General features: G+C 70.2%; 21 protein-coding genes. 8 read left to right on the top strand and 13 right to left on the bottom strand.

Translation table 11 applies throughout. The features are described from left to right. Positions 1–17: 17 nt before the first annotated feature. From BLP83_RS10695 to BLP83_RS10675, 5 genes are read right to left on the bottom strand one after another with little or no spacing between them, the layout of a single operon-like run. Positions 18–308 carry an STAS domain-containing protein gene (locus BLP83_RS10695; protein ID WP_091242386.1) on the bottom strand — a complete coding sequence of 97 codons (291 nt, stop codon included), beginning with the start codon at positions 306–308 and terminating at the stop codon, positions 18–20. Further along, positions 295–912 carry an MlaC/ttg2D family ABC transporter substrate-binding protein gene (locus BLP83_RS10690; protein WP_245680014.1) on the bottom strand — a complete coding sequence of 206 codons (618 nt, stop codon included), beginning with the start codon at positions 910–912 and terminating at the stop codon, positions 295–297. The genes BLP83_RS10695 and BLP83_RS10690 overlap by 14 nt, the downstream gene beginning before the upstream one ends. Positions 913–923: 11 nt before the next feature. After that, entirely contained in the window at positions 924–1,421 is a 498-nt protein-coding gene (gene mlaD, locus BLP83_RS10685; protein WP_091242384.1) for an outer membrane lipid asymmetry maintenance protein MlaD, read from the bottom strand. A gap of 7 nt (positions 1,422–1,428) precedes the next feature. Continuing rightward, the gene (locus BLP83_RS10680; protein WP_091242382.1) at positions 1,429–2,169 is read right to left on the bottom strand and encodes an MlaE family lipid ABC transporter permease subunit; all 741 of its coding nucleotides are present in this window, start codon (positions 2,167–2,169) and stop codon (positions 1,429–1,431) included. Continuing rightward, positions 2,162–2,956 (bottom strand): ABC transporter ATP-binding protein, encoded by a 795-nt coding sequence (locus BLP83_RS10675; RefSeq protein WP_091242380.1) that lies wholly within the window; start codon positions 2,954–2,956, stop codon positions 2,162–2,164. Before BLP83_RS10675 ends, BLP83_RS10680 begins: the two co-directional genes overlap by 8 nt. A 367-nt stretch (positions 2,957–3,323) precedes the next feature. On the opposite strand from BLP83_RS10675, the gene BLP83_RS10670 reads away from it, so the two are divergent. Further along, positions 3,324–4,196 (top strand): rhomboid family intramembrane serine protease, encoded by an 873-nt coding sequence (locus tag BLP83_RS10670; protein ID WP_091242377.1) that lies wholly within the window; start codon positions 3,324–3,326, stop codon positions 4,194–4,196. A 221-nt stretch (positions 4,197–4,417) separates the two neighbouring features. On the opposite strand, the gene BLP83_RS10665 is transcribed toward BLP83_RS10670, so the two are convergent. From BLP83_RS10665 to BLP83_RS10655, 3 genes are all read right to left on the bottom strand, one after another. Then, on the bottom strand, positions 4,418–5,323 hold the full coding sequence (locus BLP83_RS10665; protein ID WP_091242374.1) for a lysophospholipid acyltransferase family protein: 906 nt from the start codon (positions 5,321–5,323) through the stop codon (positions 4,418–4,420). Then, a complete protein-coding gene (locus tag BLP83_RS10660) occupies positions 5,323–6,564 on the bottom strand; it encodes a class I SAM-dependent methyltransferase (RefSeq protein ID WP_091242373.1) in 1,242 nt (413 codons plus the stop codon). The genes BLP83_RS10665 and BLP83_RS10660 overlap by 1 nt, the downstream gene beginning before the upstream one ends. Positions 6,565–6,690: 126 nt before the next feature. Next, positions 6,691–7,320, bottom strand: a complete 630-nt coding sequence (locus BLP83_RS10655; protein ID WP_091242370.1) for a DUF2238 domain-containing protein — start codon at positions 7,318–7,320, stop codon at positions 6,691–6,693. Positions 7,321–7,466: 146 nt separating this feature from the next. On the opposite strand from BLP83_RS10655, the gene BLP83_RS10650 reads away from it, so the two are divergent. Beyond that, positions 7,467–9,011, top strand: a complete 1,545-nt coding sequence (locus BLP83_RS10650; RefSeq protein WP_091242367.1) for an FAD-binding domain-containing protein — start codon at positions 7,467–7,469, stop codon at positions 9,009–9,011. 78 nt (positions 9,012–9,089) lie between these two features. On the opposite strand, the gene BLP83_RS10645 is transcribed toward BLP83_RS10650, so the two are convergent. Both BLP83_RS10645 and BLP83_RS10640 read right to left on the bottom strand, forming a co-directional pair. Further along, on the bottom strand, positions 9,090–10,802 hold the full coding sequence (locus BLP83_RS10645) for a vWA domain-containing protein (RefSeq protein WP_176764134.1): 1,713 nt from the start codon (positions 10,800–10,802) through the stop codon (positions 9,090–9,092). A gap of 75 nt (positions 10,803–10,877) precedes the next feature. After that, a complete protein-coding gene (locus tag BLP83_RS10640) occupies positions 10,878–11,297 on the bottom strand; it encodes a MerC family mercury resistance protein (protein WP_176764133.1) in 420 nt (139 codons plus the stop codon). Positions 11,298–11,396: 99 nt separating this feature from the next. On the opposite strand from BLP83_RS10640, the gene BLP83_RS10635 reads away from it, so the two are divergent. Genes BLP83_RS10635 through BLP83_RS10620 form a run of 4 tightly spaced genes read left to right on the top strand, consistent with a single transcriptional unit; the run spans position 11,397 to position 14,542 of the window. Further along, entirely contained in the window at positions 11,397–12,050 is a 654-nt protein-coding gene (locus tag BLP83_RS10635; RefSeq protein WP_091242361.1) for a ZrgA family zinc uptake protein, read from the top strand. Then, positions 12,047–12,778, top strand: coding sequence for an ABC transporter ATP-binding protein (locus BLP83_RS10630; RefSeq protein WP_091242359.1), 732 nt, complete (start codon positions 12,047–12,049; stop codon positions 12,776–12,778). Before BLP83_RS10635 ends, BLP83_RS10630 begins: the two co-directional genes overlap by 4 nt. Then, the gene (locus tag BLP83_RS10625; protein WP_091242356.1) at positions 12,775–14,028 is read left to right on the top strand and encodes an ABC transporter permease; all 1,254 of its coding nucleotides are present in this window, start codon (positions 12,775–12,777) and stop codon (positions 14,026–14,028) included. Before BLP83_RS10630 ends, BLP83_RS10625 begins: the two co-directional genes overlap by 4 nt. A 37-nt stretch (positions 14,029–14,065) precedes the next feature. Next, positions 14,066–14,542, top strand: coding sequence for a DUF3299 domain-containing protein (locus BLP83_RS10620; RefSeq protein ID WP_176764132.1), 477 nt, complete (start codon positions 14,066–14,068; stop codon positions 14,540–14,542). A gap of 6 nt (positions 14,543–14,548) precedes the next feature. On the opposite strand, the gene BLP83_RS10615 is transcribed toward BLP83_RS10620, so the two are convergent. Further along, positions 14,549–18,430: a bifunctional diguanylate cyclase/phosphodiesterase gene (locus BLP83_RS10615; RefSeq protein WP_176764131.1), complete on the bottom strand. Its 3,882-nt coding sequence runs from the start codon at positions 18,428–18,430 to the stop codon at positions 14,549–14,551. Between the two features lie 236 nt (positions 18,431–18,666). On the opposite strand from BLP83_RS10615, the gene BLP83_RS10610 reads away from it, so the two are divergent. Continuing rightward, entirely contained in the window at positions 18,667–20,337 is a 1,671-nt protein-coding gene (locus BLP83_RS10610; RefSeq protein ID WP_176764130.1) for a M28 family metallopeptidase, read from the top strand. Positions 20,338–20,768: 431 nt separating this feature from the next. Here the strand turns inward: BLP83_RS10610 and glmU are convergent, their stop codons facing one another. Further along, a complete protein-coding gene (gene glmU / locus BLP83_RS10605; protein WP_091242559.1) occupies positions 20,769–22,139 on the bottom strand; it encodes a bifunctional UDP-N-acetylglucosamine diphosphorylase/glucosamine-1-phosphate N-acetyltransferase GlmU in 1,371 nt (456 codons plus the stop codon). Positions 22,140–22,252: 113 nt separating this feature from the next. Next, positions 22,253–23,407 (bottom strand): sensor histidine kinase, encoded by a 1,155-nt coding sequence (locus tag BLP83_RS10600; RefSeq protein WP_091242346.1) that lies wholly within the window; start codon positions 23,405–23,407, stop codon positions 22,253–22,255. A gap of 179 nt (positions 23,408–23,586) precedes the next feature. On the opposite strand from BLP83_RS10600, the gene BLP83_RS10595 reads away from it, so the two are divergent. Beyond that, entirely contained in the window at positions 23,587–24,102 is a 516-nt protein-coding gene (locus tag BLP83_RS10595) for a c-type cytochrome (RefSeq protein WP_091242342.1), read from the top strand. Positions 24,103–24,108 lie beyond the last annotated feature (6 nt).

The following is a 24,108-nucleotide window of genomic DNA, read 5'->3' as shown; positions in this document are numbered from 1 at the left end:
CGCGCCGAGTGTACGCGTCAGTCGATGGACAGTCGGTGGGCGATGCAGATGGCCCGATAGCGGGGCGACACCGGCTGCAGGACCAACGTACGACCCGCGGCGCGGGCCTGCCGCTGCAGCAGGTGCAGGCAGGCCACGCCGGCGCTGTCGATGTCATCGAGCGCGCCGAGGTCGATGCGCTGCAGGCCCGCAGCGTGTTGCGTCGTCTCGGCAAGCAGCTGCGCCGCCTCGTCGACGCCCAGGCGCCCCTGGAGCTGCAGCACGCCGGCCTCGAAACGGGCGCGCAGGGCGGGCTCAGCCTTCGACATCGATCTCGCCGCGGTTCAGCCCTTCGATGACCTGGTCGAGGCTCTGTCGGCGCAGGCGTTCGTCGAACTGCGTGCGGAAGGTCTGCACATAGGACACGCCCTCGACGATCACGTCGAACACCAGCCAGGCGTCGCCGGCCGGGCGGAACAGGTAATCGACCTTGACCGGCGCACCGCCGCGGCGGTGGATCTCGCTGGCCACGCGGACGATCTGGCCGCCGCGCAGCTCGGTCTCGCCGGCGACCTTGATGTCGAGGCTGGGATCGGCGTCGAGCAGGGCGGCGCCGTACTTCTTCAGCAGGCTCTTCACCAGCGCGTCGGCGAAGGCGCTGACCTTGGCCGGGTCGGCGCCGCGGCTGTGCCGGCCCAGCACCAGGCGGGCCGAGTATTCGCGATCGAACAGGGCGTCCAGCTCGGTCTCGACGAAGCGGTCGAGCTTGCCGCGATCGGCGCTGAACTCGGCGCGCTGCTCGACCAGGGTCTTGAGCACGCTCTCGGTGCGCTCCTCGACGATGGCGGCAGGGCGCACATTGGCGGCCACCGCCACACTTGCGCAGAGCAGCAGGGCAAGCAGGCTCGACTGCACGAGATGGGTAATGCGCATGGGGTTCTCCTTTACTCCTTAGCGCCGGGGTTCGAGTCGGTCTTGTCGCCCGACTCGCCGTTACCGAACATGAACTGGCCGATGAGCTGCTCCAGCACCACCGCCGACTGGGTCAGCAGGATCTCGTCGCCGTCCTTGAGCGGCTCGGGGTCGCCGCCCGGCGCCAGGCCGACATAGCGATCCCCCAGCAGTCCGCTGGTGTAGATCGCCGCGGCGGTGTCCGCCGGCAGCTCGCCGGCGTCCGCGCTGATACGCAGGGTGGCGATGGCATCGAAGCTGACCGGGTCCAACACCACGCTCGCGACCTCGCCCACCTTGACGCCGGCGATGCGCACCGGCGCGCGCACCTTGAGCTCGCCGGCATTCGAGAAGCGGGCGATCACGCTGTAGCTCTCGCCGCGCAGGCCGTCCTTCGAGTTGGTGGAGGCAAACGCCAGCACCAGGGCGCAGGCGAAGCCCATCAGGATGAAGAAGCCGACGCTCCATTCGGTCTTTGCAGAAGTTGCCATGGCGTCCTCAGTACAACGTAGCGCTCAGGATGAAATCGAGGCACAGCACCATCAGCGAGCCCATCACCACCGAGCGCGTGGTGGCCACCGAGGTGCCCTCGATGGTGGGCGGCGCGTGGTAGCCGGCGTAGGTGGCGATCAGGGTGGTGGCGATGCCGAAGAAGATCGACTTGACGATGGCCTGGCCGAAGTCGTCCACCAGGTCGATGTTCTGCTGCAGCGAGCTCCAGTAGAAGCCGCTGTCCAAGCCGAGTACCAGCACGCCCTGCACGTAGCCACCGAGGATGGCGAAGGCGCAGAACACCATGGTCAGCACCGGCAGGCTGATGACGCCGGCCAGGAAGCGCGGCGCGACCACCTTGCGCACGGGATCGATGGCCATCATCGACAGCGCGGTGATCTGGTCGGTAGCGCGCATCAGGCCCAGCTCGGCGGCCATCGCCGAACCGGCGCGACCGCAGAACAGGATCGCCGCCAGCACCGGCCCGAGCTCTCGGTAGAGCGTGAGTCCCAGCAGCGTGCCCAGCGAGCTGCCGGCACCGAAGGTGCTCAAGGTGCGGTAGCCCTGCAGGGCCAGCACCAGGCCGACGAAGGCGCCGCCGACCGCGACGATCGAGACCGAGCGCGAACCGATCGAATAGATCTGCGCGGCGGTGTCGCGGACGAAGCCGTGGCCCGGCCGGATCGCGCCCAGCACGCGCAGCAGGAACAGGCCCATGCGGCCCAGCGCGGCGAGCATCTCAGCCATGCGCCGCTCCTGTGCCGCTGCGGCGGTAGTCAAAGCCGATCGGACCGTCCGGCGTACCGTTCAGGAACTGGCGCAGCAGCGGGTCGCGGGTGGCATTCAGCGCATCGGGCGAGCCGGCGAAGGCGATGCCCTGCTCGGCGACGACCACCACGTGATCGGCCATGGCCAGGGTCTCGGCGACGTGGTGGGTGATCACGAAGCTGGACAGGCCGAGGCTGTCGTTCAAGTTGCGGATCAGCGAGAGGATCACGCCGCAGGCGATGGGGTCGAGGCCGGTCAGCGGCTCGTCGTAGAGCATCAGCGGCGGATCCAGCACCAGGGCGCGCGCCAGCGCCACGCGCCGCGCCATGCCGCCGGAGAGCTCCTGAGGCATCAGCGCGCCGGCCTCGGCCAGGCCGACAGCGTTCAACTTCATCTGCACCAGCTCGCGCAGCACCGGCTCCGGCAGGCGGGTGTGCTCGCGCAGCGGCAGGGCGACGTTCTCGAAGGTGGAGAGGTCGGTCAGCAGACCATTGCCCTGCAGCAGCACGCCCATGCGTCGACGCAGACGGAACAGCTCGGCGGTGCTGCGCGCCGGGTGCTCGAAGCCGAGCACGCGGACGCGGCCAGCGCTGGGCTCAAGCTCGCCAGTGACCGCGTGCAGCAGGGTCGACTTGCCGGCGCCCGAGGGGCCGATCACCGCGGTGACCTTGCCGGCCGGCACGCGCAGGCTGGCCTCGCGCAGGATCACGCGCGGGCCACGCGCCAGCGTGACGCGGTCGAACTCGATGGCGGCGGAGTCAGTCATTCGGTGTGTTCTGGGAGCGCGTGAGATCCGCGTAAAGCGCGGCGGGCGCAGGACATTCGTGAGGGCGCGCATCTTACGGCCTGCGGCAGTGCAACAAGGACAAGGACGGGTGAGTGTGGCCGCAGCAGCGCCCTGGCTCGGCGTCGCCGGAGCCCCCGACATCGCCCAGCAACTCAGGATTTACCCTGTATTTTCAGTGCCTTGTAAAAACCCGCGGCAGCGGCCTGCGGTTCTGGCGGGCATGAAGCGCGGCTGAAAGGGCGCAGTGCGCCGGGCGTCTTGCGGCAGCCTCTGCGTGAGCCCACGCGCGCAACGCGCCGACGCCGACTCTTGCGCAGGCAGCAGCGCGCCCCAACCGATAGCCTCCATGGACCTGCCCGTACACGAAACCCATCCCGACCCGGCCACCCAGGCCGCCCACGATCGCCAGCGTATGCGCCGCGGCCTGCTGATCGCCGGCGGCTTCATCGTGCTGTTGTGGTGGATCAAAGCCTTCGAGCTCGCCTTCGACACCGACTTCGGCGTGCTCGGCAACCGCCCGCGCGAGTGGGCCGGCCTGCTCGGGGTGCTGACTGCGCCGCTGCTGCACGGCTCGGTGGCGCATCTGATGTCGAACACGCTCGCCCTGCTGGTGCTGGGCACGCTGGCCTTCGCTTCGTTCCCGAAAGCCAGCTGGCGCAGCCTGCCGCTGATCTGGGGGCTGGCCGGGCTGGCGGTCTGGGGCTTCGCCCGCGAGAGCTTCCATATCGGTGCCAGCGGGCTCACCCACGGCCTGATGTTCCTGCTGTTGACGCTGGGCCTGATGCGTCGCGACCGGATCGCCATTGCCACCGGCTTCATCGCTTTCTTCCTTTACGGCGGCATGCTGCTGACCGTACTGCCCCGCGAGCCCGGAGTGAGCTGGGAGTACCACCTCGCCGGCGCGGTGTTCGGCGTGATCAGCGGCCTCTTGTGGGCGCGGCTCGATCCCCTGCCGCCGCGCAAGCGCTACAGCTGGGAGATCGAGGAGGAATTGGAAGCACAGGCACGCGCTGCCGACGAGGCGACTTTCGAACCGGCGCGGCCTGACGAGGTGCGGCCGCTGTGGGAGGGCCCGCATGCGGGATCGCCCCCGCCGGCCCTGCGCGGGGTGGTGGTGCGTTTTCCGCTGCGGATCGAGGCCGACGAGAAGGGCCACACAGCACGCGCGGAACGCGGTGAGTTGGAAAGCAGCTCAGATCCGGACGCGCCACGCAGCTGAACTCGCGGTGGGCCTGCACTGCTCATGCAGCGACTGAGGTCTCGAAGGCGGCTTGTCGCGGGAAGCGCGGCGCATAGAGGGTGGGTCTGTGGTCGCAGGATCCCGTTCGGCGCGTCGGCCCGCATGGCGGGCGGTCATCCAGGAGCGTCATGCCTACCCGCAACGACGAAAGTTTTCTAGAGGCCCGCCAACGCGTCACGGTGTCCACTTCGATTACCGCATCAAGGATCAGCCAGTTCGGGAAAGAAGCTGGGTGCGATTGACCAGAAACGCCAGCCGCTCGGGTCGCGTTGAATATGACGGTCGAGCAGACGCGCCAATTGCTTCACCTGCGCTCGTGGCTCACCCTCGGCGCGCTCGAAATAGACCCGGCGCAAGCCGGTTTCCAGCTCGGTGTCGGACATGAACAGGTAGACAGGTACCGACTCGCGTGCAGCCAGCGCGAACATATTGTCTGCCAGGCGCGTGCGCCGTCCGCAGAGTTCAACCTCGACCGCGTTCTCGCGGTTGGTAGGGATGTCACACAAGCCGAATGTCACCTGCCCGGCGCGCATCAGTTCGGTCAAGGCGGCCACCGCGTTGCCGCGGTAGACCAATGGACGCCCGGTGGCGAGGGTCAGCAGCCAATGCCGCATGCGCGAATAGATGTTCTGCAGGAGCGAACTGCGCGCCAACAGCGGGCCGAGCTGCGGCGCCACGATGTTCGGTGGTAGGCCGTGTTCGCGCACCAGCGGCAGGAACCAGTAGCCGCAGCCGAAATGAGTGCCGATGAACATCACCGGCCCCTGCTCTGGCAGCGGATCCCCCTCGGCGCGCACCCAGCGCTGCAGGTAGCGACGCGAGCGCAGCGGCACCAGGAAGCCGTCCATGTGCTCGATCAGCAGGCGCCAGCGCATGCGCCGGCCGAAGGCGGCGCGATCCGGCGCGAAGCCGGCGCGGTGGGCATACTCTTCGGCCGGCTGCACCTCATCGCGGTACCAGCTCTGATGCGCAGCCAGGCGCGCCAGCAGTCGCCGGGTCAGCGACCATGGCAGCAGCGCACCACATAGCGGCAGCGCGTACATCTCGGTCAGTTCGCGCGCGCGTTTGCGCCAGGCACGCAGGCTGAGCAGGGCAGGCCGCTTCATCAGGACGGGATCAACGGCCGCTGCAGATAGCCGGGCGGGCGCGGGTGCTTGCGGTTCCAGCAGCTCACGTAGAGCTCGCTGATCGCCAGTCGGGTAAACGGGTAGTGGACGAGGTCAGGCGGGTAGTCGACCCGATCCTCGCAACGCAGGGCGAGCCGCCAGGGTTCGAAATCCAGCGCGCGCAGGTCGCGCTCGAAATCCTCCACGGTCATCTTGTTGAGCTCGTCGTACCACTGAAGGTATTGATCAGGCGTCGCCACATGGCCGCTTCGGTCCATGAGCTGGGGCGGCGTTTCACGCACGATGCGCTCGATCTCCTCACGCGAGTGGCGCAGGTGGAACCAGGGCTCGGCGCAGAATTCGGCGAGGTGCGAGCCGAACTTGGCGTAGTAGAGGCCAGGATGCGCGAAGAACAGGCCGCCGTCGCGCAAGACCCGCTTGACCTCCCGCATCACCTGACCGTAGCCGCCCGGCACGTGCTCAAGCGAGCCCCAGGACACCACCACGTCGAAGCTGTCGTCCTCGAAGGGCAGATGGCGACCGTCGGCCTGCTCGAAGCGCAGACAGGCCGGGATGACATCGCGCGGCACGTGGGCGCGCTCGATCATCTCGGGCAGGCGCTCGAACAGCGGAAACGGATCGATCCCAACCAGCAGCTCAGGCTCGCAGCGCAGGGCCATCCCAAGCGCGGTGATTCCATCGCCGCATCCGAGGTCGAGCACGCGGCCACGCAGCAGCGGGTGGTCATCGAGCATGTAGCTCAGCACCGTGCAGGCTGCGTGGTCGAAATGCCGGAAGAACCAGTCTTCGTGGCCGCGTGCCCAGGCCAGCTCGGACAGCGGCGTGGTACCGGGCGCACTCTCGAGGTGCAGGTGAACCATGGGGGCAGTACCTGCGCCGCCGTGGCCTTCGACCACAAACTCAAGCTCGGCGGCGGCCTCACTCCGCCACCCTTCCACACGCTTGTGCGAGGGCTCGATCCAGGCGCGGTAGCGGCCAGGCGGCAGGCTCCATTCCGGCAGGCTGGCGCTGAAACGGTACTCGCCGCGCGGCAGCCAACCGGCGGGCAGGCTGTGGCGCAGTCGGGCATCGGCGACGAGGCCGCCCTCGGCATCCAGCAGACGCAGTTCGAGCTCAGGCTCGAACACGATCGGCGCATCGATCCTGAGCGAGAGCCGCAGGCTGAGCGGTTCGCCGACCCGCGGGCACGCGGGCAGGCAGGTGAGATCGGAGAGCTTCATCGGAGTCCTTGCTGGTATCGCGCGAGCGCGCGGGCACGACTGGGGCACATCGCCGCGGCGCAACAATCTAGCAGGTCGCCCCGGCGCGGCTGCAGGGCCGGGCGCCGCGTGGCGAACAGAGACGGCTCAGGCCGCCGGCAGCTGGCGCGCGTGCCAGCGAGCCAGCAGCAGCTGCGCTGCAATCGCGCCGCAGAGCGCGAGGAACATGTCCCACTGGGTGTCCCAGACGTCGCCCTGGGTGGCGAGGAAGGCATCGGCGGCGCCGCCCCAGACCAGCGCCGCCCACCACTCCAGCATTTCGAAGAAGGCCGAGAAGGCGAGACAGGCCGAGGTCACCAGGTAGAACAGCCAAGCGCCCTCGCGCAGTTCGGTCTTCCGCAGCAGCAGCTCGCGGCCGAGGATGGCGGGGATGAAGCCTTGGGCGAAGTGGCCAAGGCGGTCGTAGTGGTTGCGCGAAAGCTCCAGTGCCTCCTGCACCCACAGGCCCAGCGGCGTCTGCGCATAGGTCCAGGCGCCGCCGTAGATCAGGATCAGGCAGTGGATGGCGATCAGCCAGTACAGCAGCCGGGTCAGCGGAAAGCGCCGGCGGGTGGCAATCAGCAGCGGCAGGGCGGCGATCACCCAGACCACTTCCAGCAGCCAGGTCAGGCGATCGGTGGGGTCGATGGCGGACCACACCAGGGCGGCAACCACGACTGCGATCAGGATGGCGAACTCGGTGGCGCTGGGGGTGCTGCGTGGGGCTTGGACGAGCATGGGATTCGGGATTCGGGATTCGGGATTCGGGATTCGGGATTCGGCGTCGAGCATTGCCGGAGCGCGACTCTGAAACAACAAAGGTTGCAGATTCGCGGCGCTCTCGCTTCACGCCCTGCGCAAGCGCACCCCGCAACACTGCGCCCATGAGCACCCCCACCACCCTGGTCTGGTTCAAACGCGACCTGCGCGTGCACGATCACGCGCCGCTGGCCGTCGCCGCCGAGCGCGGTGCGGTGCTACCACTGTATGTGGTGGAGCCCGGCTACTGGCAGCTCGATGACGTGGCCGCGCGGCACTGGCGGGTGCTGCGTCCGGCGCTCGCCGGGCTGCGCCAGGCGCTGGCGGCGCTGGGCCAGCCGCTCGTGGTGCGCGAGGGTGAGGTCTGCGCGGTGCTCGACGCCCTGCATCGCACCCTGCCCTTCGATGCGCTGTACGCGCACGAGGAAACCGGCAACGCCTGGACCTTCGCCCGCGATCGTGCGGTGGCCGCCTGGTGCCGGCAGCGCGGCGTGGTGTTCCGCGAGTGGCGGCAGTTCGGCGTGGTGCGCGGCTTGAAGCGCCGCGCACGCTGGGCCAGCCAGTGGGAGGCGCTGATGGACGCGCCGTTGATCGATGCGCCGCGCGCGCTGAGGCCGCTGCCTGCGCATCCGGCGCTGGCGCCGGGCGCGATTCCCGAGTGGCCGCGTGGGCTCGCGGGCTCGCCTGAAGATGAAACGGTGCAGCCCGGCGGCCGCGCCGCCGCACTGCGCTGCCTGCAGGGCTTCCTGCACGAGCGCGGCGAGCACTACACGCGGCAGATGTCGAGCCCGCTCACCGCCGGCCGCGCCTGCTCGCGCCTGTCGCCGCACCTCGCGCTCGGCACGCTGTCGATGCGCGAGGCGGTGCATGCAGCGCGGCTGCGTCGCGCCGAACTGCAGCAGCTGCCGAAGGAGCTGCGCGGGCAGTGGCCACGGGCGCTGGCCAGCTTCGAGTCGCGCCTGCACTGGCACTGCCACTTCATCCAGAAGCTCGAATCCGAGCCGGCCATCGAGTTCCGCAACGTCAACCCTGGCTATGACGGCCTGCGCGAGGACGCCTTCGACAGCGCGCGCTTCGAGGCCTGGGCGCGCGGCGAGACCGGCTGGCCCTTTGTCGATGCCTGCATGCGCGCGCTGGTGCAGACCGGCTGGCTCAACTTCCGCATGCGCGCAATGCTGGTGGCGATCGCCTCCTGGCAGCTGTGGCTGCACTGGCGGCAGCCGGCCCTGCATCTGGCGCGCTGCTTCACCGACTACGAGCCCGGCATCCACTACAGCCAGGTGCAGATGCAGGCCGGCGTCACCGGCATCAACATCCCGCGCATGTACAGCCCGGTGAAGCAGTCGCAGGACCAGGATCCACAGGGCGACTTCATTCGCCGCTGGGTGCCGGAACTGGCGAACGTGCCGGCGACCTGGATCCACGAGCCGTGGAAGATGGGGGCTGTGCAGCAGGCGAAGTACGGCGCAGTGATCGGCCGCGACTACCCCGCGCCGATCGTCGAACACGTGCAGGCCGCGCGCGAGGCGCGCGCCCGCCTGAGCGCCTGGCGCCAGCAGCAGCCGGAGCTGTCGCGCTTGAACCGCGAGGTGCTGGAGCGCCACGGCAGCCAGCGCCGTCGGGTGGCGGTGCGGGTGCCGCCGGCCTCGCCGCAGGGGGAGTTGTTTTGAGCGCGGGAGTTCAGGATTCGCTGAAGCCGATGGGCCTCAGCGCGTCGGCATACCCGACGCGCACCGCCGGCGTTCGCCTCAGCGCAGGGTGATCGGCCGCCGCGCCAATACCTTGCCGTCGCTGCTCACCAGCTTGATCTCGTAGGCACCCGTACCCTCGGGTGCGGTGAGCTCGACGCTGAGCGGGCTGCTGTCGAAGTCGGCGTACTGGCCCTCCCAGGCACCGTCGCCCGCGCCCACCGGCGCGAAGCCGATCCAGCTGCCGCTGGCCGCGGGGCCCTCGACCGTGATCGCGACGGCGCTGCCCGCGGGGGCCGAGGCCGGCGCCTCGATGCGCACCTGCGCGGCCACGACGCGGATCGGCTGACGCGCCGCCACCGCTTCGGATTCGTTCAGCACGTAGCGCAGCTCGTAGTCGCCGGGCTCGCCGGGCGCGCGCAGGGTGTAGCGGGTCTGGCCTTCAGCCGGCCGCACGTAATCGCGGTAGCTGCCGGCATTGCTGCCGGCCGGCGCAAAACCGATCCAGTGACTGCCGTCGATCGGGCCGGCCGCTTCGACTTCGACGCTGCCGCCGGCGGGAACCTCGGCCGGACCGCGCACATAGACGCTCGCAGCCAGCACCTTGATCGGCCGGCTCACCAGCACGCGCTCGGATTCGTTCAGCACATAGCGCAGTTCGTAGTCGCCGGGCTCTGCCGGGACCATGAGTTCCAGCTCGCTTTCCGGTCCGGTCGGGCGCGCATAGCCGAGCGCCGCGCCCGGCGCGCTGCCGACCTTGGCGAAGCCGACCCAATGTCCACTGCCCTCGGGGCCGCGCGCGCGCACCGTAAGCCGGGTACCCGCGCTGACTTCGGCGGGCGCCTCGATCGCGGCACCCACGTCGGTCACGGTCAGCGGACGCTGCGCGAGCACCGCGTAATCGCGCACGGGGCTGACATAGCGCAGCTCGTAGCGGCCGGCTTCGGCGGGCGTTGCCACCTGCACGCGGCCGTCCTCGGCGTTCTCGACCCAGGCATAGCGCAGCTCGCTTTCGTTGGCGGCGGCCGCGGCGCGGTACAGGCCGATGAAATCACCGCGATCGGCCGGGCCGGTGAAGCTGACCGACACGGAGGCCGCGGCCGGCGCTTCGTCGGCGGACTCCAGCGAAGCGGATGCCGGCGGCGGCGCGGGCTCGGTGCTGACCGCCACCACGGCGCCGAGCGCGCCCGAAAGCTCATCGGCATTGCGCGCATTGAAATAGCGGCCGCCGGTGTTCTCGGCCAGGCAGCGCAGCTGCGCCTGATGCTGCGGATTGGCGACGTCGAAGCCGATCACGTGGGCGGTGAAGTCGACGCCGGCCGCCTCGAGCTCGCGGCCGACCTGGCAGGGGTCGAGGTTGCAGGTTTCCTCGCCGTCGGAGACCAGGATCACCGTGGCCTTCTGTTCGACGTGGCGCAGCGACTCGGCGGCCTGCACCACGGCGGCGGAGAGCGGGGTCATGCCCTTCGGATTCAGCGCGTTGACCTGGCGCAGGAAGCCGTCGGCATCAAGCGGGCCGGATTCGATGAGGGTCTCGATGTCGGCGCAGTCGCCCTTGCGGCGATGCCCGTAGGCGACCAGCCCCAGCGCATTCGCGGGTTTCCAGTCGCGGACCAGACCGGCAACGGTCTCGCGGGCGATCTCGATCTTGCTGCGGCCCTCGATCTGACCCCACATCGAGCCCGAAGCATCAAGGACCAGCACGACGCGCTCTTCGGCGGCAGCGGCGAAGGACAGGCTCAGGGCGGCGGAAAGCAGGGCGACACGCAGCATGGCAGGGCCTCGAAAGCGAAGTGATCGGGACAGGATACGGACTGCGAGCGCACTTTCCGACAGGCCCCGCATTGTTCAGCTGCAGCGGCGCCAGCCCCGCAGCTGCCGGTAGTGGCCGAGCGCGATCATCAGGGCCCCACCGCTCACGGCCGGCACGCTCCACAGGCTGTGCGCCAGCGGTGGCCACCACAGGCCCAGGCTCACGCTGCCTGCACCGAGCAGCAGCAGACTGCGTGCGCCCGGCGCGCGCAGCTTGCGCAGGGCCAGCAGCAGGGCCAGTGCGGCGATGGCGAGACTAAGGCCGGCGATCCAGCGCTCGGCCTCGAACAGCCAGAGGAACTGCGGCGCCTGGTAGCGCAGCTTCAGCCAGAGCGCGGGAAATCCGATCAGGACGGCGGCGGTGGCGAGACAGTGCAGGGCGCACAGCACCGCCAGACCGAGGCCGAAGCGATCGACCCAGGCGCGGGGTGAACCGCGGCCGGCGGGAGAGGACATGGGCATCTGCCAAGGGGTCGCAAGCGCTATAACATAACTCAGCCGCGGTCCTGACGGCCCGCCGCCCCTTTCCCACCACTGCTCCATCAGGAACCGCCCATGCGCACACGCCTGCCGCGACTGCACCCCTCGAGCTTGCTCCTGCTCGCCTGCGCATTGCCCGGCCTTGGCCTGGCGCAAGCCCACGGGGATCACGCCCATGAGCCCGCGCCTGCGGGGGCGGCGCCGCGCGAGCAGGGAGCGCACGAACACGGCGCGGCGCGCCTCGACGTGGCGTTGTCCGGCGGCACGCTGGAGCTGCAGATCGAGGGCGCGGCCTACGGGTTCGTCGGCTTCGAGCGCGCCCCCGAGGGCGCGGAGGAAGTCGCTCGCGTCGAGCAGGCGCGGCTGCTGTTGAACAACCCCAGTGCGCTGTACGGCTGGGAACCCGCCGCCGGCTGCACGGTGCAGTCCGCGCGCATCGACGCCGACCTGCCCGAGGCCGCGGGGGCAAGCAACGATCACGATCACGATCACGACCATGCGCACGAGCACGCGCACGAGGGCCATGACCATGGGCACGGCGGCCACAGCAGCTGGCGGGTCTACCATCGCTTCGAGTGCAGCCGACCCGAGGCGCTGGGCGCGATCGAGGTCCGGCTGTTCCAGCACTTTTCCAAGCTCGAGCGCATCGACTACCAGCTGGTCACCGACACGGCCCAGGACGGCGGTCGACTGGCGCCGGGCCAGAGCGTGATCCGACTGCAGCCATGACCTCCACGCACGCGCCGGCCGCGGCGCTCGAACTCGACGGCCTGCGCTTCGCCTGGCCAGGCAGCGCTGCACCGACGGTGGCGATCCGTCATTTCCATCTCGCCGCTGGCGAGCGCCTGTTCCTGGCCGGGCCCAGCGGCAGCGGCAAGAGCACCCTGCTCGGCCTGATCGCCGGCACCCTGGCGCCGCAGGCCGGCTCGCTGAAGATCGCCGGCCATGCGGCTGAGCGCCTGTCGCAGCGCCGACGTGATCGCCTGCGCGCCGACCACATCGGCGTAATCTTCCAGCAGTTCAATCTGCTGCCGTTCCTGTCGGCGCTCGACAATGTGCTGCTCGCGGCGCGCTTCTCGAAGCGCCGCGGCGCGCGCGCGGCGGCGCGTGACGGCGACGCGCGGGCGCAGGCGACCCGGCTGTTGTCCGAGCTCGGCCTGCGCGACGCCCTGGTGCAGCGCCCCGCCGCCCAGCTCAGCGTCGGCCAGCAGCAGCGCGTGGCCGCGGCGCGCGCCCTGCTCGGCGCACCCGAGCTGATCCTGGCCGATGAGCCGACCTCCGCGCTCGATTCCGACCTGCGCGAGGAATTCATCGCGCTGCTGCTGCGCGAGTGCGCGCAGGCCGGCAGCGCGCTGCTGTTCGTGAGCCATGACCGTGCGCTGATGCCGCTGTTCGACCGCAGCCTTTCACTGCCCGAGCTGCAGGCCGAGGGCGCGCGCGCGGAGGCCGCCGCATGAGCGCCCTGCTCCGACTGGCCTGGGCCAGCCTCGCCAACCGCCGCTTCACCGCCTTGGTCACAGTGGCGACCATCGCGCTGAGCGTGCTGCTGCTGCTCGGCGTCGAACGCCTGCGCAACGAGGCGCGCAACAGCTTTCTGCGCACCGTGGCCGGCACCGATCTCATCGTCGGCGCGCGCGCGCACCCGGTGCAGCTGCTGCTGTACTCGGTGTTCCACCTGGGCGACGCCACCAACAACGTCAGCTGGGCGAGCTACCGCGAAATCGCCGAGCGCGAGGACGTGGCCTGGACGGTGCCGATCAGCCTCGGCGATTCGCACAAAGGCTATCGGGTGGTCGGCACCACGGCGGGTTTCTTCGAGCACGTGCGCACCGGCGGCAACCGCGCGTTGCGCTTCGAGCAGGGCCAGGCTTTCGACGGCCTGTTCGAGGCTGTGCTTGGCGCCGAGGTCGCCGAGCGGCTCGGCTATGTGCTGGGCGAGTCGATCGTGCTGGCCCACGGCACCGGCACCCTCAATCCCAACCAGCACGACGACCGGCCCTTCACCGTGGTCGGCGTGCTCGCCCGCACCGGCACGCCGATCGACCACAGCGTGCATGTCAGCCTGGAGGCGATCGAGGCCATCCACCTCAACTGGCGCGCCGGCACGCGGATCGGCCGGGCACCGGATGAGATCCCGCCCGAGCGCCTGCAGCCGCGCGCGATCACGGCCTTCTTCGTTGGTCTCGAATCGCGCATGGCCACCTTTGCGGTGCAGCGTGCGGTCAACGAGTTCCGCGCCGAACCCCTGACCGCGGTGCTGCCCGGCGTCGCCCTGCAGCAGCTCTGGGGCATGCTGGGCGTGGTCGAGAAGGCGCTGATGCTCACCGCCGCCTGCGTGGTCGCCGCCGGCCTGCTCGGCATGCTGGCCGCCCTGCTCGGCACCCTGAGCGAGCGCCGCCGCGAGATGGCGATCCTGCGCGCGCTGGGCGCCGGCCCCGGCACCGTATCCGCCCTGCTGCTGCTGGAAGCCCTGCTGCTGACGGCCGTCGGCCTGCTGCTGGGGCTGGCCCTGCTGCACGGCGGCCTGGCGCTGATGGCGCCGACGATCGAGCGCGCTTCGGGCATTGCCATCGAACTGGGCTGGCCGAGCGTCGCCGAATTCAAGCTGCTTGGCCTGGTGCTGGGCGCCGGCGTGGCGGTCGGCCTGATCCCTGCCTTTCTGGCCTATCGGCGCTCGCTGGCTGACGGCATGATGGTCCGCCAGTAGGCCGCCACGGCCCTCTCCCACGCCCCGGAACCCCATGATGAAACGTCTGCTGCTGAGCCTCACGTTTGCCCTGTTCGCCCTGCCCGCGCTGGCCGAGGTGCGTACTTTCGACTGGCTGGAACTGATTCCCGAGGACGAGCTCAAGCTGCTGCAGGACCAGGCCGTGGTCGACCACGACGGCGAGCCGGTCGCGCCCGACTACAGCGAGTCCACGCCGGTGCTGGCGCTGAACGGCGCGGAGGGCCGCCTGCCCGGCTACATCGTTCCGGTGACGATCACCGAGGACAACAAGATCAGCGAATTCTTCGTCGTGCCCTACTTCGGCGCCTGCATCCACGTGCCGCCGCCGCCGCCGAACCAGATCGTGTTCGCCGCCCCCAAGGAGCCGATCGAGATGACCGAGATCTGGGCCGCCTACTGGGTCTACGGCAAGCTCGAAGTCAAACCCACGCGCAACAGCGTCGCGCAGTCGCACTACGTGATCGAGGTCGAGAAGGTCGAGCCCTGGGAGTAAGTCGGCTCAGGCGCGGCCGGAACCGCCCTCGGCCAGCGCCACCACCAGATGTTCCAGGCCCTCGATGAAGCGCTGGCCGCTGGCCAGCAGGGATTCGCGTCTGCCTCGTGCGGCCGCGATACCGCCGGCGGCATGGGCGGCGACCGCGGCATCGAAGTGCTGGTGCAAGGCCTGATAGTCCAGCCAGACCTGCCGCGCTGCTGCGCCCTCGCGCAGGTCGGGCGGCAGATCCGCCAGCCAACGACCGAAACCCCGTGCCGGACGCGCCGGCGGCGGTCCGCCGCTGTCGACGCCGTCAAGCCAGTCGCCCAGCTGCTGCAGCCAGCCCCGGTGCGCGGCCTGTACGAACATCGCCATGTGGCCGCCGGCGGGCAGCTCTCTGACGTGCACCCACTCCGGATCCGGCCGCCAGCCGCGCAGCCAGGGCACCACCTCCGCCGCCGGCATCGGCCGGGCGATGCCATAGCCCTGGGCCTGGGTGCAACCCACGTGCAGCAGGGCACGGGCATGCTCGCCGGTCTCCACGCCCTCGGCGACCAGACGCAGGCGGAAGGCCCGCGCCAGCCCGACGATGCCCTGGATGATCGCGAGGTCCTCGGGGTCGGCCAGCATGTCGCGGACGAAGCTGCGGTCGATCTTGAGCTCGCTGAAGGGCAGGTGCTTGAGGTAGGCCAGCGAGGAATAGCCGGTGCCGAAGTCATCAAGGGCGCAGCCCACGCCGAATTCGCGGCAGCGGGCGATCACCGAAGTCGCGCGGTCGATGTCGTCGAGCAGACTGCTCTCCAGCACCTCCAGCGTCAGGCTGCCGTACTCCAGCTGCGGGAAGGCAGCCAACAGGGCCTGCAGGCGCTCGACGAAGCCGGGGCTCAGCAGGTGGCGCGGTGCGATGTTCACGCTGACGCCGAGATCCAGGCCCTGCTGCTGCCAGCCTGAAAGGTCGCTCAGCGCCTGGCGCAGTGCCCATTCGCCCAGGGCAAGGCCAAGCTCCTCGCCCTCGCTGAACGGCAGGAAGGCATCCGGCGGCAGCAGGCCGCGCTGCGGATGCTGCCAGCGCATCAGCGCTTCCATGCCGAGGACGTGGCCCGAGCGCAGCTCGAAACGCGGCTGGTAGAACAGCACCAGCTCGCCGGCGTCCAGCGCCTCGCGCAGCCGCTGCAGCAGTTGCTGGCGGCTGCGGTTGCTGGCATCGAGGGCGGCGTCGAAGTAGCGCACATGACCCTTGCCGCCGTGCTTGGCCTGGTACATCGCCTGGTCGGCCTGGCGCAGCAGCTGCTCGGCCTCGAGCTCTTCGTCCTGTGGATACAGGCTGACGCCGATGCTGGCGGCGACTGGCAGCTGCAGCGACTCCAGCTGCAGCGGCTCGGAGAGCGCGCGCTGCAGGCGCTCCAGAAGCTCCTGCAGTGGGCCGCCCTCGGGCAGGTTGACCAGCAGAACCACGAATTCGTCGCCGCCGATCCGCGCCACCGTGTCCCATTCGCGCAGTTGCTGGCGCATGCGCTCGCCGACCGCGCAGAGAAAGCGGTCACCGATGTCGTGTCCATGGTGGTCGTTGATCGCCTTGAAGCCGTCGAGGTCGATATAGGCCACCGCCACCTGCATCTGCTGGCGCCGCGCATGCGCCATCGCCTGGCGCAGGCGATCGGCCAGCAGCACGCGGTTGGGCAGGCCGGTCAGCGAATCGAAGTGGGCGATCCGCTCCAGGTGCTGCTGGTAGGTCTTCTGCGCGGTGATGTCGGCGAACAGGCCGACGTAGTTCAGCACCCTGCCGGCGTCATCGCGCACGGCGTTGATCTTGAGGTACTCGGCATAGGCTTCGCCGTTGCGGCGCCGGTTCCAGATCTCGCCGACCCAATGGCCCTGCTCGACCAGACTGCGCCACATCTGCGCGTATAGATCCTGATCGTGCCGACCGGACTTCAGCAGCGCGGGCGTCTGCCCGATCACTGCCTCGCGGGGGTAGCCGGTAATCTCGGTGAACGCCTGGTTGACCTCGACGATGCGCCCCTGCGGATCGGTGATCAGCACGCCCTCCTGGGTGTGGGTGAACACGCTGGCCGCCAGCCGCAGCTGCTCCTCGGCGCGGCGCAGCGGGCCCAGGTCGATGTCGAGACAGAACAGTTCGCGACTGCCGTCAGCCTTGATCTGCATGGCGTGACTCGACAGCACCACCACCTCTTCGCCGTCGGCGCGCAGCAGGCGCAGCTCCTCGGGCGGGGCCACTTCGCCGCCGGCGAACCACTCGGCAGTACGCTGCTCGACCAGGCCGCGGAAGGGCGGCGGGATGATCAGTTCGGTCAGCCGCTGTCCCAAGGCCTGTTCGCGTGGATAGCCGTAGAGCCGCTCGCTGCCGGCATTCCAGAAGGTGACCTTGAGCTCTCGGTCGTAGCCCTGCACGGCGATGCTCGGCAGAGCCTCCAGCAGTTCGCGGAAGCGCTGCTCGCTGTCGGCCAGGGCGCGCTCGAAGCGCTTGCGGGCGGTGATGTCGCGCGAAATCGACAGCGCCCGGCCATCGGCCAGGCCGACCAGGCGCAGCTCGAAGTCGCAGAGCTGGGCGCCGACCGGCACACGGTAGTCGAAGCGCGCCGAGCCGCCGCCCAGCACCTCGGCGAGGGCCTGGCGGGTCTGGGTCGCGAGCTCGGGCGGCAGCACCTCCTCCAGCCTGCGGCCGAGAAACTCCCCCGGCGCCATCATCAGCAGGCCAAGCTCACCGCCCTTGAAGTCGAGGAAGCGACCGTGGCGGTCGAGCACGAAGATCAGGTCGGGAATGGCGTTGAACAGCGCATGCAGTTCGTCCAGCGCGGACTGGCGCTGGCGCTCGGCGCGAGTGCGCAGCAGGGCCTGGCTGAGCAGTTCGCCGACCACCTGCAGCAGGCCAATCTCGGCCTCGCTCCAGCGCGGGCGCTCGCGCGCGCAGTCGAGGCCGACAAAGGCCGCCAGTTCGCCGCCGGCCAGCATGGGCAGCAGCACGATGGCGCGAATATCCTGCGCCGCCATGCTCGCGCGATCGGCCGCGGCCTCCGGCGGCAGAGCCTCGCCGTCGGCAATTTCGACCCGATGGCCGCGGCGCAGCTGCGCGGTCGCCCAGGGCCAGGCGGCGTCGATGTCGCAGTCCTGCAGGCGGGCGATCTGCGGCTCGACGCCAGCGGCGCACCACTCGTGGGTGTTGTCGGCGCGCCTGCCCGCCTCGTGCAAGAGGAACAGATGGCTGCGATCCGCGCCGGCCGACTGCCCGACCAGGGCCAAGGCACGCCGGATCGCCGTGTCGACCTCGGCGTGATCCGCCGACATCAGACCGCGCGAGATCTGCAGCAGCTCGCGCTCCAGCGCATAGCGCTGCTGCAGGCGCGCCTCGGCCTCGCGCTGCTCGGTCACCTCGGTGGCGATGGTCACCACCCCCTCGGCGCGGCCGGCGGCATCGAGCACGCGCACCTTGACCACATCGAAGTGGCGGCGGCGTCCTTGCGCGTCCTCGCGCGTCTCCTGCCCGAACACCGGCTCCTCGCGCGCCAGCGCCTGCGCCTCGCGCCCCGCCATGCGTGCGGCGGCGGCCGGCTCGAAGGCGTCGCGGAAGCGCGGCAGCGCTTTCAGTTCGTCCTCCGTGCGGCCGAGGGCCTCGCACAGGCGGCGATTGGCGAATACCAGCCGGCCCCGGGTATCGGTACGCCAGATCGCCGCTGGCGCCTTGTCCAGCAGCTCGCGCAGGCTCTGCTGTGCCAGCCGCCCATCCTCCAGTGCCTGCTGCATGGCGCGATGCGCGCGCCGGCGCCCGAGCAGCAGGCCGAACAGAAGCAGCAGGCCTGCGCCGAGCGACAGGTCGCTCAGGGTCCAGTCGGGCAGCGCGGGGTCCGTGGCCAGGGCGGTCAGTGGCAGCACCAGCAGGGTGGCCATCAACGCAGCGCCCTCGAACCTCGCTGTCGCCGGACCCGCACAGGCGCGCACCGGTTGCGGGCGGTGAAGGCGCGAGGCGGGTCGGGCAAGGCGCATGGCGGGCCTGCGGTCACGAACGGTGGCAGCGGTTAAGCAAGCCGCATGCCGGAAGGCCTGGCCCAATGACCTTCGGCCCTTACCGCCCGCGCGGCAGTCGCCAAAGTAGCCGGCTGATCCGCACAGCCTTGGAGATTCGCATGCCGCGCACCGCCCGCCCCTTCGCCCTTGCCGCCGCGCTCGCGCTGGCGCTGGCCGGCTGCACGCAAGCGCCGCACAGCGTCGCGCCACCGAGCTTCGACGAGAACGGCGCGGCGCGCCGGATCGAGGCGGATCTGCGCTTCCTCGCCGACGACCTGCTGGAGGGACGCGCCGCCGGCACCCGCGGCTATGACATCGCCGCCCACTACGTCGCCGCCGAATACCGTCGTCTCGGCCTCGAACCGGGCGGCGACGACGGCAGCTACTTCCAGCGCGTGCCGCTGATCGAGGCCCAGCGCGTGCCCGGCGCCGCCGAACTGGTGCTCGAGGGCATCGGCGACAACGCCGGCCGCAGCGAGCGCTTCGAGTTCCAGGCCGATTTCCTTCCGGGCGTGAACTTCAACGCCAACACCCATTCGCTGGAGGCGCCGCTGGTCTTTGTCGGCCAGGGCGTTGCTGCGCCCGAGTTCGAGCACGACGATTTCCGTGGCCTCGATGTCCGCGGCAAGGTGGTGGTGGTGCTCAGCGGCGCGCCAGAGCGCTTCCCCAACGACCAGCGCGCCTACTACAGCTCGGGCCTGGTCAAGAATGCCGGCTTCGTCCAGCGCGGTGCGGTGGGTGTCATCACCCTCGGCGATCCCGAGCGCGAGTCGAAATCGCCGTGGGCGCGGGGCGCCCGCAACTGGCTGGTGCCGGCCATGCGCCTGCGCGGGCCGGACGGCAAGGCGGTCGACAGTTTCCCCGAGTTGACGGCCACCGCATCCATGGGCGCCCATGTCGCCGAGCGCCTGTTTGCCGGCGCGCCGATGCCGGCCGAGGAGGTGTTCGCCCGGCTTGATCGCGGCGAGCTGGTCGGCTTCGAGCTGCCCTGGCGCGTGCGCATGGCCGGACAGACCCGGCAGCAGAACGTCGACAGCGTCAACGTGGTCGGCCGCCTGCCCGGCAGCGATCCGCAGCTCGCCGACGAACACGTGGTGCTGACCGCGCACCTCGACCACGTCGGCATCGGCGCGCCGGTGGACGGCGACAACATTTACAACGGCGCCTTCGACAATGCGCTGGGCAGCGCCATCCTGATGGAGGCCGCGCGCCAGGCCATGGCCGCGCCACGACCGAAGCGCTCGCAGCTGTTCATCGCGCTGACCGCCGAGGAGAAGGGCCTGCTGGGTGCGGAGTACTTCGCGCGCTGGCCGACCGTGTCGAAGGACGGCCTGATCGCCAACGTCAACATGGACATGCCGGTCATGCTCACCGACCTGCGCGACGTGATCCCGATCGGCGTCGAGAACAGCTCGCTGGCACCGATCGTCAAACAGGCCGCCGGCGAGCTCGGCATCGAGCTCTCGCCGGACCCCAAGCCCGAGGAAGTGGTGTTCGTGCGCAGCGACCAGTACGCCTTCATCCGCCAGGGCATCCCGGCGGTCTACATGGACGGTGGCGTGGTCGCCCGCGACGCCTCGGTCGACGCGCTCGACCAGCTCGATGACTTCCTGCGGGAGCGTTACCACCAGCCCAACGACGATGCCAAGCAGCCCATCCACTACCCCAGCGCTGCACGTCTCGCGCGCCTCAACCAGGTGGTGGCCCAGCGCGTCGCCGACGAGGCCCAGCGGCCGCGCTGGAACGAGGGCAACTTCTTCGGGCTGCGGTTTGCGAAGGGCGGGGATTAGGGATTGGGGATTGGGGATTCGTAGCGCGCGCGGCCCGCGGCATCCGGGCGTAGTCGCGACCCGAGGCTGTCTCCCCTCTCCCCTTGTGGGAGAGGGGCAGGGGGAGAGGGGTAAAGGCTGCGCGAGGTCCCGCCCCCTCTCCCCAACCCCTCTCCCGCCAGGGGAGAGGGGCTGAAGCGGCGCCTGCGCTCACTGAGCGTGCATGAGTCCCGGCGGACACGGCGGGCGGACAGCCCAAGGCTGACGTCCTTGGACTCAGGCGATAGCGCAACCGGGAAGATCACCGCGAGCGCGCTCCGCGAACCCCGAACGCCAATCCCGGCCCTTTGGCAGCAGGGAACTCCGCGCTGCAGTCGTTGGGCTCAGGCCGGAGCGCAGGCCAAGAGATCACCACCAGCGCGCTCTACGAATCCCCAATCCCGGCTCTCCGCCTAATCCCGGCGCTTGGAAGGCCGCTTCCAATCCGCGAAGGACTGCTGCCGCGCCCGCGCCACGGTGAGCTGGCCGGCGGGCGCGTCGCGGGTCAGCGTGCTTCCCGCGCCCAAGGTGGCGCCGGCGCCGACGGTGACCGGAGCGACCAGGGCGGAGTTGCTGCCGATGAAAGCGCCGTCCTCGATCGTGGTGCGGTGCTTGTTCGCACCGTCGTAATTGCAGGTGATGGTACCGGCGCCAATGTTCACCCTGGCGCCGATCACGGCATCGCCGAGGTAGCTCAGGTGGTTGGCCTTGCTGCCCTCACCGAGCGTGGCGTTCTTGGTCTCGACGAAGTTGCCGATGTGCACGCCGGCGGCGAGCCGGGTGCCCGGGCGCAGGCGGGCGAAGGGGCCGATCGTGCAGGGGCCTTCGGTGACCACGCCGTCGAGCTCGCAGTGGCCCTGGATCACGGTGCCGGCGGCGAGCGTGGAGTTGCGAATGCGGCAGAACGGACCGACCTGCACTTCGTCACCGAGTTCGACCGCGCCTTCAAGCACCACGTCGATGTCGATTTCCACATCCATCCCGGCAAGGACGCGGCCGCGCACGTCGATACGCGCGGGATCGGCGAGCCGCACGCCGGCCTGCATCAGCGCGCGCGCCTCGCGACGCCGGTAGAGCGCTTCGAGCTCGCTGAGCTGCAGCGGATCGTTGGCGCCGAAGCTCTCGCTGGCATCCGCCACTTCGACGCAGGCGGCGCGTTCGCCGTCGCGGGCGGCCAGCGCGAAGATGTCGGTCAGGTAGTACTCGCCCTGGGCGTTGTCGGCGCGGATTTCGGCGAGCCAGCCGCGCAGGCGCGCGGCGTCGCAGGCGATCAGGCCGGTATTGATCCAGCGCACCGCGCGCTGGGCCTCGCTGGCGTCCTTGTGCTCGACGATGGCCTCGACGCGACCTTCGGCGTCGAGGATCAGGCGGCCGTAGCCGCTCGGGTCGTCGAGTTGGGCACCGAGCACGGCCAGCGCGGTCGGAGCGGCCAGCAGCGCGCGCAGGGTTTCACTGCGGATCAGCGGCACGTCGCCATACAGCACCAGCACGCGCCCTTCGGCGGGCAGCACCGGCAGAGCCTGCTGCACGGCGTGGCCGGTGCCGCGGCGTTCGCTCTGCTCGATCCAGGACAGGTTCGCCTGATCGGCGAAGGCCGCCCGCACCTGCTCGCCAGCGTGTCCGTAGACGATGTGGATGCGCGCGGGTTCGAGGCGGCGCGCGGCCTCGATCACATGCGCCAGCATCGGCCGGCCGGCCACCGGCATCAGCACCTTGGGCCGGCGCGAGCGCATGCGTTTGCCCTCGCCGGCGGCGAGGATCAGGACGTGCAGGTCGGTGGACATGGCGGTCATGGGCATCCGGCAGCGTGATCGGGGTCACGCATGATCGCGTCTGCGCTCAGCGGGTGCCAAGCCCGGGCCAAAGCGAGGACAGCGCCCGCGCCGCGATGCCGGGCTCAGACCAGGCCGATGGCGCGCTGTCGGCCGGTGACGGTCGCGCTGCCCGGCTGCAGGGGCAGGTCGACGTCGATCGCGCTGCCCTCGGGCTCGCGTCTGCGTCGCAGGCCATAGCCCTCGCCGTACAGGCGGCGGATGCGCTCGGCGGCGTTGGCGAGGCCGATATCGCTCTCGGGCTCGGCGCTGCAGGCCGATTGGTCGACCACGGTGAGCCGCAGCTTGCCCTCGATCTCGCGGGCGATGAGCTTTACCGCGACCAGGGTCTGCTCGGGCTCGTCGCTGCGCCGCAGGGCGGCATCCAGCAGCGGCTGCAGCAGCAGGCGCGGAACGCGCATTCCGCGCAGCGCCTCGGGGACGTCGATCTGCACGAACAGGCGCTCGGCGAAACGCAGGCGCATGATGTCGAGGTAGAGATCCAGCACGCGCAGCTCCTCGGCCAGCGTGGCCTCGTGCTCGCGCGCCGGCGCAAAGGCGTGCTTCATCAGCGCCGACAGCCGTCGGATCATCTCCTCGGCGGCAGAGGGACGGCTGTAGATCAGCTCACTGACGGCATTCAAGGTGGTGAACAGGAAGTGCGGCTCCAGCTGCCGGCGCAGTGCTTCGAGCTGTGCCTCGGTCAGGCTGGCGCGCAGGCGCTCGGCTTCCAGCTCGCGGTTGCGGGCAGCACGGTAGCGGTCGATCTGATGGGTGATGGCAATGACCAGCGCATAGACGATCAGCTGGTTCGGCAGGGCCAACAGCACGCGCTGCAAGTCGGGAACGTAGCTTTGGTCCGAGAATCCGGGCAGATCGACCAGCAGGGTGCGCAACAGGGCCGACAGGGCGGTATGCGCCGCGCCCACGGCGAAGGCGAAGCCCACATGCAAGCCGAGATGCTTCAGCCAGTCGCGGCCGTGCACGGCAAAGCGCCGCGCCAGCATCACCATCAGCGGCACCAGCAGGGCCGCGGCCCAGGCGCCGGACATTTCCTCGAACAGCACCCGCAGCAGGTCGGCCGAACGCCCGCCGGCGATCCGGCTGAGATAGCGATCGGTGAAGGTGAGGAAGCCCAGCGCCGTGCTCAGCAGCAGCAGGCCCCAGCCCAGGCGCTGCCGGCGCACACGACGGCGTTCGGGCTCGCTGCTGGGGGGACGGGTAGGCGGCTGGCGGGACATTGGCAGAGGCGCAGGGATGGGCCCCGCAGCCTAACGGCTGGGCGATACCGCGTCATCCGCCGGCCCCCGGGGCCATGCGCGCTTCCGCCTCCGCGGGGTGGCCGCTATACTCCCGCGGTTTCCGCGCCGTCCCGCAGGGTCGGCCGCGTCGCCGTCTACAGACAACCGCAGGTGCTCCCGTGGTCAATCACGATCTCGTCTTCCTGAAGCGCTTCTCCACGATCATCGCGGCCCTGATGCTGCTGACGATCGTGCTGATCCTCGGCGCCCGCGCCCTGTACCTGAGCGCGCCCAAGGAGCCCAACACCCTGGCCGAACAGCGCACGGCCGAGCGCCTGCAGCCGGTGGGTGCGGTCTACGCCGGCGAGACCGGCGCGGCCGCCATGGCCGCGGCCGCCGAAGCGGCTGCCAAGGCGGCGGCCTCGATGGTGGCCTACGACGGCAGCCTCGACGGCGGGTTCATCTACAACCAGCTGTGCGGCGCCTGCCACACCTCGGGGGCCGCCGGTGCGCCCAAGCTGGAGCAGGCCGCGTGGGCCACCCGCCTGCCGCAGGGGGTCGACATTCTGATCAAGCACGCGATCGAGGGTTACCAGGGCTCGGCCGGCATCATGCCGGCGCGCGGCGGCAACCCCGCGCTCAGCGATGCCCAGGTCGAGGCCTCGGTGCGCTGGATGATCGACAACCTGAAGTAATCCGCG

Source organism: Aquimonas voraii, from assembly GCF_900101825.1.
Taxonomy (GTDB): domain Bacteria; phylum Pseudomonadota; class Gammaproteobacteria; order Xanthomonadales; family Xanthomonadaceae; genus Aquimonas; species Aquimonas voraii.
The sequence above is the reverse complement of the archived record's forward strand: the minus strand, read 5'-3'. Positions and strand labels throughout refer to the sequence as shown.

What these genes read in the sequence shown, in the direction of transcription:
- BLP83_RS10640 (WP_176764133.1), bottom strand. Translation starts at nt 11,297, where the DNA reads ATGTCCTCTCCCGCCGGCCGCGGTTCACCCCGCGCCTGGGTCGATCGC.
- BLP83_RS10635 (WP_091242361.1), top strand. Translation starts at nt 11,397, where the DNA reads ATGCGCACACGCCTGCCGCGACTGCACCCCTCGAGCTTGCTCCTGCTC.
- BLP83_RS10690 (WP_245680014.1), bottom strand. Translation starts at nt 912, where the DNA reads ATGCGCATTACCCATCTCGTGCAGTCGAGCCTGCTTGCCCTGCTGCTC.
- BLP83_RS10610 (WP_176764130.1), top strand. Translation starts at nt 18,667, where the DNA reads ATGCCGCGCACCGCCCGCCCCTTCGCCCTTGCCGCCGCGCTCGCGCTG.
- BLP83_RS10645 (WP_176764134.1), bottom strand. Translation starts at nt 10,802, where the DNA reads ATGCTGCGTGTCGCCCTGCTTTCCGCCGCCCTGAGCCTGTCCTTCGCC.
- BLP83_RS10650 (WP_091242367.1), top strand. Translation starts at nt 7,467, where the DNA reads ATGAGCACCCCCACCACCCTGGTCTGGTTCAAACGCGACCTGCGCGTG.
- BLP83_RS10665 (WP_091242374.1), bottom strand. Translation starts at nt 5,323, where the DNA reads ATGAAGCGGCCTGCCCTGCTCAGCCTGCGTGCCTGGCGCAAACGCGCG.
- BLP83_RS10600 (WP_091242346.1), bottom strand. Translation starts at nt 23,407, where the DNA reads ATGTCCCGCCAGCCGCCTACCCGTCCCCCCAGCAGCGAGCCCGAACGC.
- BLP83_RS10670 (WP_091242377.1), top strand. Translation starts at nt 3,324, where the DNA reads ATGGACCTGCCCGTACACGAAACCCATCCCGACCCGGCCACCCAGGCC.
- BLP83_RS10675 (WP_091242380.1), bottom strand. Translation starts at nt 2,956, where the DNA reads ATGACTGACTCCGCCGCCATCGAGTTCGACCGCGTCACGCTGGCGCGT.
- BLP83_RS10620 (WP_176764132.1), top strand. Translation starts at nt 14,066, where the DNA reads ATGAAACGTCTGCTGCTGAGCCTCACGTTTGCCCTGTTCGCCCTGCCC.
- BLP83_RS10655 (WP_091242370.1), bottom strand. Translation starts at nt 7,320, where the DNA reads ATGCTCGTCCAAGCCCCACGCAGCACCCCCAGCGCCACCGAGTTCGCC.
- glmU (WP_091242559.1), bottom strand. Translation starts at nt 22,139, where the DNA reads ATGTCCACCGACCTGCACGTCCTGATCCTCGCCGCCGGCGAGGGCAAA.
- BLP83_RS10615 (WP_176764131.1), bottom strand. Translation starts at nt 18,430, where the DNA reads ATGGCCACCCTGCTGGTGCTGCCACTGACCGCCCTGGCCACGGACCCC.
- BLP83_RS10630 (WP_091242359.1), top strand. Translation starts at nt 12,047, where the DNA reads ATGACCTCCACGCACGCGCCGGCCGCGGCGCTCGAACTCGACGGCCTG.
- BLP83_RS10680 (WP_091242382.1), bottom strand. Translation starts at nt 2,169, where the DNA reads ATGGCTGAGATGCTCGCCGCGCTGGGCCGCATGGGCCTGTTCCTGCTG.
- BLP83_RS10695 (WP_091242386.1), bottom strand. Translation starts at nt 308, where the DNA reads ATGTCGAAGGCTGAGCCCGCCCTGCGCGCCCGTTTCGAGGCCGGCGTG.
- mlaD (WP_091242384.1), bottom strand. Translation starts at nt 1,421, where the DNA reads ATGGCAACTTCTGCAAAGACCGAATGGAGCGTCGGCTTCTTCATCCTG.
- BLP83_RS10625 (WP_091242356.1), top strand. Translation starts at nt 12,775, where the DNA reads ATGAGCGCCCTGCTCCGACTGGCCTGGGCCAGCCTCGCCAACCGCCGC.
- BLP83_RS10660 (WP_091242373.1), bottom strand. Translation starts at nt 6,564, where the DNA reads ATGAAGCTCTCCGATCTCACCTGCCTGCCCGCGTGCCCGCGGGTCGGC.